Below are 15,892 nucleotides of genomic sequence, written 5' to 3'. Positions count from 1 at the left end.
GACTCGTGTTATTTATGTCTGTTTTGCAGGCAGTTTATAACGCTTGATAAATTAGTTTCACTGCGCTGTAACAAGACCAATAAATGATAGAGCAAATCTGCAGACTCATTTTCTAATTCGTTTACGTCAGCTTTCATTGCAGCAAGGGCTACTTCAACGCCTTCTTCTCCGACTTTTTGACAGCTACGACTAATGTCTTTGGCAAACAAGGATGCCGTGTAACTTGAGTCTGGGTTATCATTTTTACGAGATACAATGACTTCTTCTAGCTCTGCTAAAAATCCGATTGCGGGTTTGGCGTCTCCAAAGCAACTTTGGGTACCCAAATGACATGTGGGCCCCTCAGGTAACGCAAACAATAATATTGAATCTTGATCGCAATCGGTATGTGCGCTTACCAAGTTGAGCACATTATTAGAAGTCTCCCCTTTGGTCCAAAGGCGTTGTTTTGATCGAGAATAAAATGTCACGAGTTTCTTTTCTAATGTCATTTTTATTGCATCACTGTTCATAAACCCTTGCATGAGGATCACACCTGATGTGGCATGTTGCACAATGGCTGGCAGTAACTTTGCTTTATCAAAATCTAATTGTGTTAGGTTTGTGGGGGTTAATTGCATAGTCTACTCGCTATATTTTGAGATGTTAGAAACTGCTTAAGTTCGTTAATATTTATAATGTTTTTATGAAATACGCTGGCGGCTAATGCGCCATCGACCTGGCTCTGTTTAAATACATCAGCGAAGTCTTGCATTGTACCTGCACCACCGGAAGCAATCAGCGGCACATCACAAATGGCTCTTATCTCACTTAATTGGTCATTGTCGTAACCTTTTCTTACTCCGTCTTGATTCATACAGTTTAGAACGATTTCACCTGCACCTAACTCTTGTACTGTTTTAACCCAATCTTGGGTTTTATAGCGCGTTTGACTCGAAGCATTAGGATCGCCAGTAAGTTGATACACTAAGTATTGGTCTGTCTTTACATCGTAAAAACTATCTATCCCTACAACAACACATTGCTTGCCGAATTCATCGTGCAATTCTTTTATTAGTGCAGGTCGTGCTATTGCTGGGCTATTGATACTGATCTTATCAGCACCTTGTTCCAGTACCTTTGCAGCGTCGGCTACTGATTTTATGCCGCCGGCAACACAAAAAGGAATATCAATATATCGAGCGATCGTTTGCACCCAATTAACATCTAATAAACGCTTCTCTACGCTGGCACTTATCTCATAAAATACTAACTCATCAGCACCGGCATCACTGTAGAGCTTTGCCAACTCTAAAATGTCGCCAACAACTTCATGGCCTTTGAACTTAACGCCTTTGACGACTTGTCCATTCTTGACGTCTAAGCACGGGATTATTCGCTTTGATAACATGCGAGTGCCTCCTCAACTGTAAATGCGCCATCTAGCAGTGATTTTCCAAGAATAATACCGCCTACCCCTATCTCAACGAGTCGAGTTATATCTGCTAACGAACTCACTCCGCCAGATGCTTGCACTTTGATGTTCTTATTATGTGCACAAAGTTGTTCGTATAACGTAAAAGAGGGACCTGTCATGGTACCATCCTTACTGATGTCCGTGCATAAAAAGTCGATTATGCCCAGTTCAGTATAAAAGTCGACGAGTTCAAACAATTCAACTTTTGCGTCAGATAACCAACCATGTGTCGCTGGTGCCCACCGTGTATCAGTTTTGTTTACATCTAGGGCTATAACGAAACGTTCAGCGCCAAATTCTTGAATCCAATTCGACACCTGACCTTGTTGGTCGACAGCCATTGAGCCGATCACAACTTGAGAAGCACCAGCGTCAAGCCATTGTTTAACATCTTCATAGCTTCGGATCCCACCGCCAATTTGATAAGGAACCGATAATTGGTTGGTGGCGGCTTGAATTTGTTGCCATTGTTTTTTAGCAGGATCCCGAGCTCCTTCCAAGTCAACTAAGTGAAGTTTAGTTGCGCCACAAGTCTGGTAAGTCAGTAGCCGTTCATCGAGTTTGAACGGGTAAAACTGAGCGGTATCGTATTTGCCTTGATACAGCCTAACAATCTGATTTTGTAATACATCTAATGCAGGTATGATCATAATAAGGTCCTTTACAGTGTCCAATTAACAAAGTTTTGTAGTAAGGTTGCGCCGACTTTGGCACTTCGCTCAGGGTGAAACTGCATTCCCGCATAATTGTCTTTAGCAACAATAGCTGAAAAGCACTGACCATATTCGCCTTGCGCCAAGGTCGTGTCGTTGACCGAGTGCGCAAAACTGTGCACAAAGTAGACTTGATCATTGCGACTGATATTGGCAGTCAATGGGTGCTTTACACAGTGTGTTAAGTTATTCCAACCCATATGTGGGGCGGTTAACCCTTTTACGTCTAATGCAGAAACATCCCCCGGTATTTTGCCAAGACACGATATATTTCCTTCTTCAGTGCTGTCACATAGTAGCTGCATTCCTAAACAGATCCCCATCAGTGGCTTTTGATAGTCGTTTATTGCGGCATCCCAGCCTAAGGCTGTTAGGCGTTCCATTGCGACTTTAGCATGTCCGACACCTGGGAGAATGGCGCGGTCAAAATGCGCCAGTTTAGCAGGATCTATTATCACCTCAGGCTTAACGCCAAGGCGTTCAAAAGCGAATCTCACTGAGTTGATGTTGGCACAACCGGTATTAATAATGGCTATCATAAGCACCCCTTAGAACTGGCTGTTTGTTGCGTGGTATCTTGTGCAATAGCCATTCTTAATGCCCGAGAAAAGGCTTTGAATAACCCCTCAACTTGGTGATGACAGTTACCATCAGAGACCGATAAAATTAAGCTGATCTGTGCATTATCGGCGAGTGATTTAAAGAAATGTTCCACCATTTGTACATCCAAGTCTCCCGTACTTTTCCGGCTAAACTCGGCATTGAGCACAAATGATGCACGCCCTGATAAGTCAAGTTGACATTCTGCTTTGCACTCATCCATTGGTAAAGAGAAACCATACCTCGCTATTTGTGATTTTGTGCCCAGAGCTTGTTTTATGACTTGCCCTAATGCAATGCCAACGTCTTCTACAAGGTGGTGTTCATCGATGTGAAGATCGCCTTTAGCGATAATATTTAAGCCTATATTTGCGTGCGTCCTAATTTGGTCGAGCATATGGTCGAAAAAGCCTAACCCTGTTGAAATGTCGCCATTTTTTGTTTGATCAAGATTAGCTGAAACACTGATCTGTGTTTCTTTGGTATTGCGACTTACCGTTGCTTTTCTGTTTAATGTGGTCAGCTGGGTTACAATGTGGGACCAACTTCCTTCATATAAAATACCTTCGATACACAAGTTTTCAGCGAGCCCTATATCGGTTTGTCGATCTCCAATTACATATGATTTAGCAAGGTCAACTTTACCAGAGCGCATAATTTGTGTGAGTAACCCGGTTTTTGGCTTTCGACAGTTACAGTTTTCTTCATCAAAGTGTGGGCAGATCAACACTTCTTCGAAACATATTCCCTGACTTTCAAATATCTCCATCATTTTATTTTGTGCTATGTCGAAGTTAGCGGTTGGAAAACTATCGGTACCTAGCCCATCTTGATTAGATACCATGACAAGCTTGTAACCTGCATTTTGTAATTGGAGGAGGGCGGTGATCACATTAGGCAACAGGACGAGCTTTTCAAGGCTATCGACTTGTTTATCTGTTTTTGGCTCGTCTATTAGCGTGCCATCTCTGTCTATGAATAAATATGGACTGCTCATTATTAATTCCTTACACTTGCGCCGAGATGACGTCTAGCCAATCTTTAACGGATTTTAAGTCTTGTTCATTACCAATTGATATACGCAGCCAGTTATCTTGGCCATATAAATTAAAAGGTCTCATTACTAACCCCATTTGTGCCGCGAAAGATAAACAGCTTTTGTCTTTAAGTTGTAATGTCACAAAGTTGCCGTCACCACTGAGTATGTTGTTGACAGCGGGAGACTGTTCCAACCAACTTAAAAGCGTTAGTTTGGCTTTGTTTAAAATGGTTACTTGGCGACGCATCTGAGTGATTGCATCACTGTTCAAGGCTTTTTCAGCGATTTGTGCAACCACGGTTGATACAGGGTAAGGCGCTATAACTTTGCGAATAGGCGTGAGGATTGATTTATCACCCAACATGAATCCAGTGCGCAAGCCTGCCAGTGCAAATGCCTTTGATAGCGTTCGTAAAATTACAAGGTTGTCGAAGTCCTTAAGCAGTAGAGCGCATGAATTAGATTCTGAAAACTCTATGTAGGCTTCATCAACTACAACGATGGCCTTACCGGCCAATGCTTTAGTGACTTGGGCAATTTTTTCTACTGGCGTGATACTACCTGTCGGGTTGTTTGGGTTGCAAATGAATACCAGTTTACTGCCTGATACTGCTTTAATGATGTCTTCGACAGTGCCACTTAGCAATAAATCTTGCGATAGGCCATTAACAGCAACATTATGTGTGTCAGCGGTTACTTTATACATGCCATAAGTTGGCAAAAATAGTGCAATATTGTCTGTTGCAGGCTCACAATAGGTTCGCACTAATAGGTCGATACCTTCGTCTGCACCGCGGGTCATAATAACTTGTTCTGAACTTACGCCCGCATAATCTGCATATGCATCTATAACGGGGGCAGGTTGTGGGTCAGGATACCTATTTAGGTCACTCAGTATGATATTTACGTCTTTCACATAAGGGCTTTCATTGGCATTGAGCCATATATTACCTGATACTTTTTCACTTTTTGCAGAACTATAAGCCGTCAGTGCTTCTATATTGCCAGGTAACAACGTGTCTTGTGCTGGTTTATCAGTCATTGGTTAATCGCTCCAGTCTTACTTTAACTGCGTAGGCATGGGCGTCTAACCCTTCAGCCTCTGCTAGTGGCAATATGGCTGAGCTTAATGCTTTAAGCCCTTGTTTTGATATTGTTTGAACGGTGTATGTTCTAAAAAAATCTAATAGATTCAAACTAGAATATACTTTGCTGTAACCATAAGTAGGTAATACATGGTTGGTACCTGAGGCATAATCGCCAGCCGACTCTGGGGTATAGTCACCAACAAATACAGATCCTGCGTTATTGACTAACGGCAAATACTGCTCCGGTTCTCCAAGTTGCAGTATTAAATGCTCTGGTCCATATTCAGTCGAAACGGCAAAGGCTTGCTCAATTGACTCTACCAAAATGAGACTACTATTTTGCATAGCCGCTCGCGCGATATCTGCTCGAGGGAGTGACGCTAATTGCGCTTCGATGGCCTGCTGCGTTTTTTCAATGACTGATGTGTTGGTACATAATAAAATAACCTGAGAATCACGACCATGCTCTGCTTGTGATAACAAATCTGCTGCAATAAAATCGGGGTTTGCACGTTGGTCTGCTATTACCAACACTTCAGAGGGACCTGCTGGCATATCAATGGCAAATCCTGCTTTGCTTTGGCTCAATATTTGTTTTGCCATTGTGACATAGCTATTACCAGGGCCAAAAACTTTACATACTTTTGGCACCGTTTCTGTGCCGAGCGCCATCGCTGCGATGGCACCTGCGCCACCACTTTCAATCACTGTCGAGATCCCACATAGCTTGGCGGCATAGAGTATTGCTGGGTCAATTTTCTTGTCACCATTGACTGGTGTGGCAAGTACAATCGTCTTTGCTCCGCTAAGTTGTGCGCACACACCTTGCATCAATACTGATGAAGGTAAAGGTGCACTGCCACCAGGCACATAAAGTCCAACAGCATCTATGGCTTGGTAGCGCAGTTCGCAAAGTACCCCAGGCGTTGTTTCTAATGATGTACTTTTTGGTAACTGCGTTTGGTGAAACGTCTTAATATTGTTATATGCTGTGTCAATTGCCACTTTTAGTTCTTCGCTCAGCGCTTGAACACTATTGTCGATCTCTTCTTGAGGGACCTGAAGCCTTACATTACTTCGCTTATCAAATTTTTCAGCGAATGTGATGAGTGCGCTATCACCATTTAATGCTACTTGCTCGATAATATCGTTTACAGCGGCTTCAACTTTTTTGCTGGCTGAAAGTGCAGGGCGCATTAGTGCGCCTTGCTGTTGCTGTAACGTCAATTCGTTCCAACGGATCACGTGATTACTCCATCATTTTTTCGATTGGCATAACTAGGATTGAGTTCGCACCGAGTTCTTTTAGTTCTTCCATTGTTTCCCAGAAAAGCGTTTCACTGCTTACCATGTGAAGTGCAACGTATTCATCACTACCAGCCAATGCGAGAAGTGTTGGTTGGCCTGTGCCCGGCAGCAGCGCACATATTTCATCTAACTTGCTCTTTGGTGCATGCAGCATGATATATTTGCTTTCTTTTGCTTGTTTGACCCCTTTTAAACGAGGCATAAGCTTTTCAATTAGGGCGAGCTTTTCGGGCTCTTGCAGGGCTGGGTTTTGAATGAGGCAAGCGTTAGATTCAAGGATTGTTTCTCCTTGCATTAATCCATTGGCTTCTAAGGTAGCACCGGTTGATACTAGATCACAAATTGCGTCAGCTAAACCAGCTCTAGGCGCGACTTCTACCGAGCCTGTAAGCATGACTGCGCTTGCGCTGATATTTTCGCGCTTTAAGTACTGTTTTAAAATCTCTGGGTACGTTGTTGCAATCCTTTTGCCTTCAAACCAGTCCTTTGACTGTTCACCAAGCTCTTGCGGCCAGGCAAGTGCCAGTCGGCAAAAACCAAAGTCTAATTTAGACAATTTGATCACATCTGCATTTTGTTGCTGATTTTGTCTTTCGGCTTGAGACTCCACCAGAACATTCTCACCAACAATGCCTAAATCACAAACGCCGTCCATAACTAACCCTGGAATATCATCATCGCGTACACGAAGTACATCAATTGGCATATTGGTTGAGTGCGCAATGAGACGTTGCTCACGCAAATTTAATTTTACACCGATTTGTTTTAAAAGGTCTTGGCAGTCTTTTGATAAGCGGCCAGATTTTTGAATTGCGATACGTAGTCTATTTGTGTTGCTCATAATTTATTTTCCATAAGTTTAAAAACTAAAAACCCCGAGGGAACCTCAGGGCGAAAATAAGCTATGAATTTTGCTCGCCGGAGGTTCCTTTTAGGAATAACCCACCAGCGAAATACCTGACAGGTTATCCCGATGAATGATGATGATGATGTAAAGCTGTCATTGTATTGAACATGGTTAACTCTTCGTTAGTATTTGATTACACTTATAGATAAACATATTACCAGAACGTAGCGCAAGCTTTTTTTATATCAACTTTAGAATATCTTATAACTGCCGATAATAAATTATGAGAACATGTTGTTGGGGACAAATGCTTATGGATGCGTTAAAACCACAATTTAATATTGTCAGACTTGAGGTTCATCACAAGCCTTTATTTTATATTGCAGGCGTGCAAGAAAGTGCAGTTGATAGAATAAAAATTGAGCGAGAAAAGCGCGAGAATATTGAAAACAAGAAGCAATCGAAAGCATCAAAAAATAAACAAAATAGCAACAATGGCCTAGATGAAACTGATAAACACCTAGATTTATGGGCTTAGTTCTTTTGTACTAATATAAAAGTTGTATTTTTTAGCTGCTTCAATATATAATCTTTCCCAATCATCTAATTTAATTAAGTTTTTTGTTGGTCTGCCTGTATGATATTTACACGGTAGTAATGTAGTCTATTCAGGGTTATATATATGAACTTTACCATTGTCCAAAAGTTACACGCTGCATTTTTTGCTGTGTTGATTTTATTTTCATGCACCTCAATCTTTGTAATTTATAAAGAAATTGAGATTTCTTACGTTACCCAAGAGGTAGCCAGTGACGATGTACCCGGCGCGTTCGTCTATATGCAACTGATTGATGAACTGGGTGATGTTAATACTGCTTTATATGCAATTGTTAATGCTGTAGATGGGGCGACGCAAAGCTACTATGATAATAAGAATGAGTTATTAGATTATTACGAAGAATTATATAAATTAGAATCTAAAAAGGCCGCAGACCGACGCGTTATGGCTCAAATAAAACGGTTAATTGATGACTTAATACAGGTTGCAGAGACAAAAATAATTAGCGCGTCATTACCATTTAATGAAAAGTTAGATACGTTAATCGAGTTGGATAAACAGTATATTTCGAAGTTAGAAGGTATCTTAGAGGTAGGGGCTAATGAAGAGCGTGATGATACAGCACTCGCGATGACAGAAATTCAGAATCAACTTGATTTTTTAAATACAATATTAGTTGTTATGACGCTGGTGGCGATAGTTATCTCGGTATTAATCGCGTGGCGTTTAGGTCGTTCAATCTCACAGAGGCTGCAATTGGTGGTAGTACAAGCGGGGAATATTGCCCAAGGGCGATTGGATATTCAAGCACTTGAAACAAGTCATGGAGATGAAATCAGTGCGCTATCATCATCTATCAATGATATGCAAACGTCATTAACCACACTTGTCGGACAAATTAAGGCAGTAACCGGTGAAGTTGGCGATAGCAGTGCTACACTTGGCAAAATCAATGAGCAAGTTGCACAAGGGATCAATAAGCAGCAACTAAAAGCAGATCAAATTTCCACCGCGGCAGCTCAAATGAGTAGCTCCATTGCTGAAGTGGCTCACCAGAGTGTCGACGCGGCGGATATTGCAAACCAAGCAGGCAGCAGCGCAAGTCATGGCGGAAAGATTGTTAATGAAATGGTGATGAGTATTCGTGATGTGTCGTCCACCATTGAAGACTTGTCGGATTCGGTCGGTAATTTGGGGCAACGTGGTAAGCAAATTGGAGAGATCATAAAGGTGATCAATGAGATTGCCGAGCAAACTAATTTATTGGCGCTTAACGCGGCGATTGAGGCAGCAAGAGCTGGCGAACAAGGGCGTGGTTTTGCGGTAGTTGCTGATGAAGTTAGAGGGCTTGCTAGTCGAACAGCAACAGCAACACAAGAAGTCGCAGAGTCAATAAGTGCTATTCAGCAAGAGACAGATATTGCGGTGTCAAGAATGGCACAAAGCACTGAGGTTGTTGATAAAGGAGTATCGTTAAGCGAAGAGGCTTTAGCAGCGCTCGAAGATATTGTCAGCCAGGCTCAAACGGTTAATAGAATGATTGACTCAGTTGCTGCGTCGGCAGAAGAGCAAGCAGCAGTAACCAAAGAGATTAGTCAAGACATTACAAGTATTAATGAAATTGCGACCGAAGCCGTTGCTAATTCTGAGGCTGCGCAAAGTGCTGCAAGCGCACTATCTGAGAATGTTGAACACCTCGAAACCACACTAAGTAAGTTTGCCGTTTAGGATGTGCCATGGTATCTGCGCATAGAGCTTACTTGCTCTATGCGTGAACTCTTCGTACAATCTTGGCAAATTTTTTTAGCAGTATAGTTAATTTGTCTATTCAACAAGTATTTTCAGAGCAAGGTCCACTTGCTATAGCGCTTTCAGGATATAAACCTCGCAAAGCACAAATTGATATGGCCCAGTCGATTTCTGAGACAATTGACTCGCGTGGGCAATGTGTTGTTGAAGCGGGCACTGGTACCGGTAAAACCTTTGCATATTTAGCACCTGCCTTATTGAGTAAACACAAGTGCATAATTTCAACTGGCTCAAAGGCGCTACAAGAACAATTATTTCACCGCGATTTACCGGTATTACAAAAAGCGCTTAAGGTGGGGAAAAAAGTTTCGTTACTAAAGGGGAGATCGAACTATCTTTGCAGTTATAGGCTGAACGAACATGTCACTAATGTCCCCACCGACGATCCTGATGTCATGCATCAATTGGCTATGGTTGCAAAGTTCGCGGCACAAACGCATACCGGGGACTTAGCAGACTGTGTGGGTATTGAAGAGGATGCCAAGGTTCTACCATATGTTAACTCTACTGCGGATAATTGTTTAGGCAAAGAATGTCCAGATTTTCAAGAATGTTATATAAGAAAAGCGCGTATTGATGCAACAGAATCAGACTTAGTGGTGATAAATCATCATTTGTTCTTTGCTGATATGGCGGTTAAAGAGCAAGGTTTTGCTGAGTTAATGCCTAATAGCGACTGTTATATATTTGATGAAGCGCACCAATTACCTGAAATAGCGAGTGACTACTTTGGTGAGTCTGTTAGCACAAAGCAGTTAGTCGGGCTTATTAACGATATTCGTTTAATTTACCGTTCAGACATCCCGGACATGCTTCAGTTGGGAAAAACCCTAAATAAATTAGAAACGACCGTTGCCGATCTACGAATTGCATTTGGTAATGACGGTAGTCGCGGGGACTGGCGAGAAGCGCTATCAGATAAAATAATGTGTGATGCATTACATCGCGTTATTAGCGACTTGGAATTTTTGTATCAAGTGTTAAAGTTGTGTTTAGACAGAACAGATAAAATTGAGCACCCGTTTGAACGAGTTATTAAGTTTAAAAGTCAACTAGAACGAGCATTCGATGTATCTCAAACCGGATACAGTTACTGGTATGAAACAACACGGCGCTTTGTAACCATCTACATAACCCCACTTGACGTATCGAATAAATTTAAGGAAATCGTAACCAAAACTGATGCAAGTTTTGTGTTTACATCGGCAACATTGTCAGTTGATCACTCATTACAGCACTTTACCGCGAGTTTAGGGTTAAAGCCAACGCATGAAAGCATTGTAGATAGCCCATTTGATTATCAAAACCAAGCCTTATTATGTATGCCGCGTTATCTGCCCGAGAGCAGAGATGATGCGATGCCTCACATGTTGGTAAAAATTGCAAAGCAATTAATTAATGCGGCCAAAGGTAGAACCTTTTTATTGTTTACCAGTTATCGAGTGATGCATTTAGTGTATGAGGGTCTTAATACGGCAACAGAGTATCCTATTTTTATGCAAGGGCAATCATCAAAACGGATTATATTAGAGCAGTTTGTACGTAATGGTAACGCAGTGCTGATGGGGACTGCTTCATTTTGGGAAGGGGTAGATGTAAGAGGCGATACGCTGAGTTGTGTGTTGATTGATAAATTACCATTTGCCTCACCTGATGACCCTTTGTTACAAGCAAGAATGAAAGATGCCGAAATGTTAGGCAAGGAACCTTTTGATGCGGTGCAATTACCTCAAGCGGTGATCAGCCTTAAACAGGGCGTTGGACGATTAATTAGAGATAAAAGTGACAAAGGTGTGCTTGTTATTTGCGATAATCGTTTAGTTACGCGAAAATACGGTGAAACATTTTTAAAAAGCTTGCCAAATATGCGACGGACACGCAATTTACAAGCAGCAACTCAATTCTTAGAGAATATAGAATAATATGACGTATAACCTGTTGGCCATTGATGCTTCCACTGAAGCGCTTAGTATCGCTCTTAATTATAACGGTAAAACATTTCGCTTTTTTGAGGAGTGCCCTCAACAGCATAGCCAAAAAATACTTCCACAAATAGAAGCCATGCTCAATGATGCCAACTGCAAATTGCAGGATTTAGATGGCATCGCGTTTGGTAAAGGCCCGGGTAGCTTTACGGGTGTAAGGATCGGAGTGGCGATTGCACAAGGGTTGGCATATTCGCAAGGATTGAAATTGGTTGGGGTTTCAACGCTGCAAACGATGGCGCAACAAGCCATTGATGAACATGGTGTTACAGGGGTATTGGCCGGAATAGATGCGCGAATGGGAGAAGTCTATGTCGGTGCTTATGTTGCAGGTGATGATGGGTTAGCTGAAAATACGCACGAAGAAATGGTCTGTGCACCAGAAAGTCTAGCTAATACCAATGTAGATAGTGCGGTAGGTACTGCGTGGGTCACGTATCCAAAAGCTGCCTCAGATAACAATTTAAATGTATTAGAAGGTGCGATGCTGCCAGATGCATTTTACATGTTAAAAATTGCGGAGCGTGCCTTTTCAAATGGTGAAACAGTCGATGCCTGTGATGCACAACCTAACTATGTCAGAGACACGGTAACGTGGAAAAAGTTGCCAGGAAAGGAATAATTCGGTACTTTTAGATATATAGTTTGATTTGCGCAGCGTCATTTTATGCAAATGGTAACGGTTAGTAATAACCAATTTACTTATCAATTAAAACCTAGTGCCCAGGGGAAATTCACAGAGCAAGAGGTGAGTAGTGCTGCGCAGCCTAGTTCCCGAGTTAACAACTCGCTATCGGGTATTAAACTTGCCCAAGCTTTTCAAGAACACTCACGCTCCACGATTTATGATCAGCCTGACTTCAAAACAAGTGTGGCGATTAACACTTACAAGGAGATAAATAATCAGGAACGCAGAGCAGATGTAGAAGCCTTAATTGGTATAAATATCTACGCCTAGGTGTTTGAAATTATTTCACTTAAAAATATTCTTCGAAGATTGTTTTATTCTCTAAGTTAGGTATTGTTAAAAGAAAAAGTTAGGGAATACTTTGTTCAGATCGTCATTCAACCGATTCAATCAAGCTGCTGTTAAGGTGTCGTCTAACACGCTCGTGTTGTCGTTAAGGGAAGGATATATTGCATTAATTCCTTTTTTTATTGTTGCCTCTCTCATTACACTGATAAATCAATGGTTGGATATTGCAGCAAAAGGATTTGATCATGACTACTTAAATCAATTTAACCAATTGGTTTGGGGTCTTTTTCCTTTATTTACGCTGATTTCATTTAGTTATCATTTAGCAAAAAATATAAAAATACACACCATAGCTGCCCCGATACTGGTTACAAGTTGTTTTGTTGCAACCACAGGGTATATTTTTGTTGATGAGCAAAGTCTGCGTATTGATCATCGCGTAGGTGTGCTATATACCTTATTTATGCCCATCTTTTGTTGCTACTTACTCGCGTATTTCGAGCTAACGCGAGCATTTAAAATTGTCGAAGTGAGTACAATTAGCTTATTCCTCAAAAAACACGTTAATCTCATTTTTCCGTATATGTTGGTTACCACAATTACGTTGCTTTTGTATCCATTTATCGATCTGGCTGTAGATTATTTTTTGTCTTATTTAGCTCTTGATCAACTCGAGTTTAGTGCAGAGAATAAAGTCACATTACAGTTACTTGGTGCGCATTTATTATGGTTCTTGGGCGTTCACGGTGACAATACCTATCATATTTTGGTTTCGAGTGATCTTTCAGGTTTTATGGTTACGCCTGAGCTGATCAACTACCATTTTTTCAGTACATTCGTAATTTTAGGCGGAACAGGGTGTGTTTGGGGGTTAATAATTGCGTGTTTATTACTTAAAAAAGGAAACCACGAAAAGCGTATTGCAAAGCTATCGGCACCACTGGCCGTGTTCAATATCAGTGAAGTGATGCTTTATGCACTCCCTATTGTATTTAATCCCTATATTTTAATTCCGTTTTTAATATCCCCTGCGTTTAATGCCATTGTTTCATACCAATTTTTGATAAATGGGTTTATTCCTATTGTTACCCAAGAATCTATACCTTGGTTTACGCCCGTATTTGTAAATGCTTGGATACTGACAGAAAGCTTTTGGGTCGTGCTATTGCAGTTTTTTCTGATCGCAGCAAATGTGGCTATATATTATCCATTTTTGGTCGCACATCAGAAAAATAACATGTCTGGTAAAGCACTTGATATGCTAGTGAAACGCTATTCCGCAGGTCGAATGATTGAAGATCAAGCTGAAAGTAGTTTTGCGACACACCATGCTAAGCTACAAATTTCTGGGCATAGCTTAACCGAAGTGACTGATGCCCTAAATAACGGCGCATTGACGCTTTACTATCAACCTAAGATAAATCCATTGAGCAAAGAAGTCGTGGGTTTCGAGGCGTTATTACGGTTGGTTAACCCAGACAACAGTGTATCAGGGCCATGGTTTTTGGAAACGTTAGGCGAGCATAACCTACTGCATGTTATAGATAATTTTGTTATTGACCAATTAGAAGTAGATTTAGATACTTTTGCTCAACATGGGCAATATCCCAAAGTGAGTTTTAACATATCACCGGATAATTTACTTTCGGGTGGTTATAAACGCGTGGTTAAAGCATTCTCTCGATTCGCAGATCAAGTCGAAGTTGAACTCTTGGAATCAAGTTATATTGAAGATTTTAGTAAAACGATGTCGATAGTTAATACACTTAAAAGTAATAAAATTCGCTGCGCAATGGATGATTTTGGTACTGGATACTCTTGCCTATCTGTACTGTCTAAATTAAACATAGACACCATCAAATTTGATAAAAGTTTATTGCCAGATCAAGATAATGAAAAAGCGGCGTTACTGTATAAAAATCTTGCGGACCTTTGTGCACAATTAGGGTTTAATACGGTTGCTGAAGGAGTTGAAACAGAAGAAGATGAAAGAGTCGTCAAAGCAGCAAATATTGGCTGTGTACAAGGTTTTTTATATTACAAAGCGATGCCAATAGAGCAGTCTATTGACATCTATGGAACTAAAATCGAGCATTAATAAACTATCTAAGATAGTTTATTAATTTTTCTGCAATGTCAGTATTATTTTGGGAACCAATAAAGTTTTGGTAGCCATTGCCATGAGCAAAGACCTGAACATCAATGGCCGTATGCCCACCTGTCGTCCAACCTGTATAACTTGCTTTATTGATTATAGATTTAACCACGCTGTTAAGCGTATCTAGGCCTTCCGTTTTAGCTTGCTTAAGCTTTATTGCTGTTGATTTATTGTAAGGAAGCTTAGTATGCGTTATCCATGTAGCTTTTAAATCTTCAGCATTGTGTAACGATTTGGCAAGCTCGCTGGCAGATTTAGAAACGCCTTGAACTACGTCACGCAGCCACAAGTACTTTCCGTCAGCACCGAGTGTTAACCCACCCGTAGAGTGATCTGCTGTTATCACCAACAGTGTATCAGGGTTATTGTCAACATAGGCTTTGGCTAACTTAATCGATTGCGCAAAATCGTGCATTTCATGCATAGCACAGGCGATATCATTAGCGTGGCCACACCAGTCTATTTGACTACCTTCTATCATAATGAAAAAACCTTTTTCTTTACTTTTATCAAGTAAAGAAAGGGCTTTCTTGGTCATAATTTTTAACCGCTCTGGGTTTTCATCAATGGCATAGGGTAAGCCCTTGTCAGCAAACAAGCCTAGTGCTGGCAGTTTATCGATATCTGACAGTGTTGAAAAAGAGTCTGAATATTGATATCCAGCTTTTTGAAACTCTTTGACTAAATTCCGGTCTTCGCGCAGGAAGTATTGTATTCCTCCCCCTAAAAGAAGGTCTACAGGCAATTTGCCAGATATTTTATTGTCTAGATAATCATCTGCTATCTCATTGTAATTACGTCTTGATTCGTTATGTGCCGCGAAACTTGCTGGCGTAGCATGATTAATTTGTGACGTCGCTACCAAGGCGGTCGTCATGCCTTTTTCTTTTGCAATTTCTAGCATGGTTTTCAACGGTGCTTTGTGTGCATCGACTGCGATAGCGCCATTATAACTTTTTTTTGCTGTACTAAGTGCTGTAGCGCTAGCCGCACTATCAGTGACTACGGTGTCGTCTTCTGGGTATGTATGAGCCATCCCTACGAGGATCTGATCGAATATGGTCGGATCGACATGTTTGGTATTGGGGTTGTCCATATAATAGCGGTAAGCTGTTGTGTAAGCGGGGCCCATACCATCGCCAATCATATAGATGATGTTCTTTGGTCCGGCCAGTGCAGATGAGCTGCATGCAATTGCAACGCCTGCCGTTATGAGGCGCAATGTATTTCTCATGATTACTTCCTTAAGATTCCCGTGGTTATACATAGCGCAGTCTAATCACAAGTTGTGACATTTAACTTGTTATAAGACAGCTATGTCAGGCAAGATATTAAATTATAACTTCCACAAAGA

The 15,892-nt window shown here is 41.2% G+C and carries 15 protein-coding genes; 6 read left to right on the top strand and 9 right to left on the bottom strand.

Annotated features, from left to right (window positions below):
* Positions 1 to 8 precede the first annotated feature (8 nt).
* Genes hisIE through hisG form a run of 8 tightly spaced genes read right to left on the bottom strand, consistent with a single transcriptional unit; the run spans position 9 to position 7,045 of the window.
* Positions 9 to 620 carry a bifunctional phosphoribosyl-AMP cyclohydrolase/phosphoribosyl-ATP diphosphatase HisIE gene (hisIE, locus tag CWC18_RS05680; RefSeq protein ID WP_138591828.1) on the bottom strand — a complete coding sequence of 204 codons (612 nt, stop codon included), beginning with the start codon at positions 618 to 620 and terminating at the stop codon, positions 9 to 11.
* Positions 611 to 1,390 carry an imidazole glycerol phosphate synthase subunit HisF gene (gene hisF, locus CWC18_RS05675; RefSeq protein WP_138591829.1) on the bottom strand — a complete coding sequence of 260 codons (780 nt, stop codon included), beginning with the start codon at positions 1,388 to 1,390 and terminating at the stop codon, positions 611 to 613. Before hisF ends, hisIE begins: the two co-directional genes overlap by 10 nt.
* Positions 1,372 to 2,106, bottom strand: coding sequence for a 1-(5-phosphoribosyl)-5-[(5-phosphoribosylamino)methylideneamino] imidazole-4-carboxamide isomerase (locus CWC18_RS05670; protein WP_138674879.1), 735 nt, complete (start codon positions 2,104 to 2,106; stop codon positions 1,372 to 1,374). Before CWC18_RS05670 ends, hisF begins: the two co-directional genes overlap by 19 nt.
* A gap of 11 nt (positions 2,107 to 2,117) precedes the next feature.
* Positions 2,118 to 2,708: an imidazole glycerol phosphate synthase subunit HisH gene (gene hisH / locus CWC18_RS05665; protein ID WP_138591831.1), complete on the bottom strand. Its 591-nt coding sequence runs from the start codon at positions 2,706 to 2,708 to the stop codon at positions 2,118 to 2,120.
* Positions 2,705 to 3,766: a bifunctional histidinol-phosphatase/imidazoleglycerol-phosphate dehydratase HisB gene (hisB, locus tag CWC18_RS05660; RefSeq protein ID WP_138591832.1), complete on the bottom strand. Its 1,062-nt coding sequence runs from the start codon at positions 3,764 to 3,766 to the stop codon at positions 2,705 to 2,707. The genes hisH and hisB overlap by 4 nt, the downstream gene beginning before the upstream one ends.
* A gap of 10 nt (positions 3,767 to 3,776) precedes the next feature.
* Complete coding sequence (gene hisC / locus CWC18_RS05655; protein WP_138674878.1) at positions 3,777 to 4,850, bottom strand: histidinol-phosphate transaminase; 1,074 nt, start codon at positions 4,848 to 4,850, stop codon at positions 3,777 to 3,779.
* Positions 4,843 to 6,141 (bottom strand): histidinol dehydrogenase, encoded by a 1,299-nt coding sequence (gene hisD, locus CWC18_RS05650; protein WP_138674877.1) that lies wholly within the window; start codon positions 6,139 to 6,141, stop codon positions 4,843 to 4,845. The genes hisC and hisD overlap by 8 nt, the downstream gene beginning before the upstream one ends.
* Positions 6,142 to 6,145: 4 nt before the next feature.
* Positions 6,146 to 7,045 (bottom strand): ATP phosphoribosyltransferase, encoded by a 900-nt coding sequence (hisG, locus tag CWC18_RS05645; RefSeq protein ID WP_138591835.1) that lies wholly within the window; start codon positions 7,043 to 7,045, stop codon positions 6,146 to 6,148.
* A 319-nt stretch (positions 7,046 to 7,364) separates the two neighbouring features.
* Between hisG and CWC18_RS05640 the strand changes: the two genes are divergently transcribed.
* The 6 genes from CWC18_RS05640 (at position 7,365) to CWC18_RS05615 (ending at position 14,478) form a co-directional block, all read left to right on the top strand.
* A complete protein-coding gene (locus CWC18_RS05640) occupies positions 7,365 to 7,589 on the top strand; it encodes a hypothetical protein (protein WP_138591836.1) in 225 nt (74 codons plus the stop codon).
* A 144-nt stretch (positions 7,590 to 7,733) separates the two neighbouring features.
* Positions 7,734 to 9,338 (top strand): methyl-accepting chemotaxis protein, encoded by a 1,605-nt coding sequence (locus tag CWC18_RS05635; protein WP_138591837.1) that lies wholly within the window; start codon positions 7,734 to 7,736, stop codon positions 9,336 to 9,338.
* Between the two features lie 176 nt (positions 9,339 to 9,514).
* Positions 9,515 to 11,341, top strand: coding sequence for an ATP-dependent DNA helicase (locus CWC18_RS05630; RefSeq protein WP_432760773.1), 1,827 nt, complete (start codon positions 9,515 to 9,517; stop codon positions 11,339 to 11,341).
* A 1-nt stretch (position 11,342) separates the two neighbouring features.
* The gene (gene tsaB / locus CWC18_RS05625) at positions 11,343 to 12,026 is read left to right on the top strand and encodes a tRNA (adenosine(37)-N6)-threonylcarbamoyltransferase complex dimerization subunit type 1 TsaB (RefSeq protein ID WP_138591838.1); all 684 of its coding nucleotides are present in this window, start codon (positions 11,343 to 11,345) and stop codon (positions 12,024 to 12,026) included.
* Between the two features lie 45 nt (positions 12,027 to 12,071).
* On the top strand, positions 12,072 to 12,362 hold the full coding sequence (locus CWC18_RS05620) for a hypothetical protein (protein WP_138591839.1): 291 nt from the start codon (positions 12,072 to 12,074) through the stop codon (positions 12,360 to 12,362).
* Between the two features lie 91 nt (positions 12,363 to 12,453).
* Positions 12,454 to 14,478, top strand: a complete 2,025-nt coding sequence (locus CWC18_RS05615; protein ID WP_249348262.1) for an EAL domain-containing protein — start codon at positions 12,454 to 12,456, stop codon at positions 14,476 to 14,478.
* A gap of 4 nt (positions 14,479 to 14,482) precedes the next feature.
* On the opposite strand, the gene CWC18_RS05610 is transcribed toward CWC18_RS05615, so the two are convergent.
* Positions 14,483 to 15,772 carry an alkaline phosphatase gene (locus tag CWC18_RS05610; RefSeq protein ID WP_138591840.1) on the bottom strand — a complete coding sequence of 430 codons (1,290 nt, stop codon included), beginning with the start codon at positions 15,770 to 15,772 and terminating at the stop codon, positions 14,483 to 14,485.
* Positions 15,773 to 15,892 lie beyond the last annotated feature (120 nt).

Origin of the sequence: Pseudoalteromonas aurantia, assembly GCF_005886875.1 — a bacterium.
In the GTDB taxonomy this organism is placed as follows: domain Bacteria; phylum Pseudomonadota; class Gammaproteobacteria; order Enterobacterales; family Alteromonadaceae; genus Pseudoalteromonas; species Pseudoalteromonas aurantia_A.
This window is presented reverse-complemented; position numbering and strand designations above follow the sequence as displayed.

Excerpts from the sequence above, each read along its gene's own strand:
- hisIE (WP_138591828.1), bottom strand. The coding sequence starts at position 620 with ATGCAATTAACCCCCACAAACCTAACACAATTAGATTTTGATAAAGCA.
- hisF (WP_138591829.1), bottom strand. The coding sequence starts at position 1,390 with ATGTTATCAAAGCGAATAATCCCGTGCTTAGACGTCAAGAATGGACAA.
- CWC18_RS05670 (WP_138674879.1), bottom strand. The coding sequence starts at position 2,106 with ATGATCATACCTGCATTAGATGTATTACAAAATCAGATTGTTAGGCTG.
- hisH (WP_138591831.1), bottom strand. The coding sequence starts at position 2,708 with ATGATAGCCATTATTAATACCGGTTGTGCCAACATCAACTCAGTGAGA.
- hisB (WP_138591832.1), bottom strand. The coding sequence starts at position 3,766 with ATGAGCAGTCCATATTTATTCATAGACAGAGATGGCACGCTAATAGAC.
- hisC (WP_138674878.1), bottom strand. The coding sequence starts at position 4,850 with ATGACTGATAAACCAGCACAAGACACGTTGTTACCTGGCAATATAGAA.
- hisG (WP_138591835.1), bottom strand. The coding sequence starts at position 7,045 with ATGAGCAACACAAATAGACTACGTATCGCAATTCAAAAATCTGGCCGC.
- CWC18_RS05640 (WP_138591836.1), top strand. The coding sequence starts at position 7,365 with ATGGATGCGTTAAAACCACAATTTAATATTGTCAGACTTGAGGTTCAT.
- CWC18_RS05635 (WP_138591837.1), top strand. The coding sequence starts at position 7,734 with ATGAACTTTACCATTGTCCAAAAGTTACACGCTGCATTTTTTGCTGTG.
- CWC18_RS05630 (WP_432760773.1), top strand. The coding sequence starts at position 9,515 with ATGGCCCAGTCGATTTCTGAGACAATTGACTCGCGTGGGCAATGTGTT.
- tsaB (WP_138591838.1), top strand. The coding sequence starts at position 11,343 with ATGACGTATAACCTGTTGGCCATTGATGCTTCCACTGAAGCGCTTAGT.
- CWC18_RS05620 (WP_138591839.1), top strand. The coding sequence starts at position 12,072 with ATGCAAATGGTAACGGTTAGTAATAACCAATTTACTTATCAATTAAAA.
- CWC18_RS05610 (WP_138591840.1), bottom strand. The coding sequence starts at position 15,772 with ATGAGAAATACATTGCGCCTCATAACGGCAGGCGTTGCAATTGCATGC.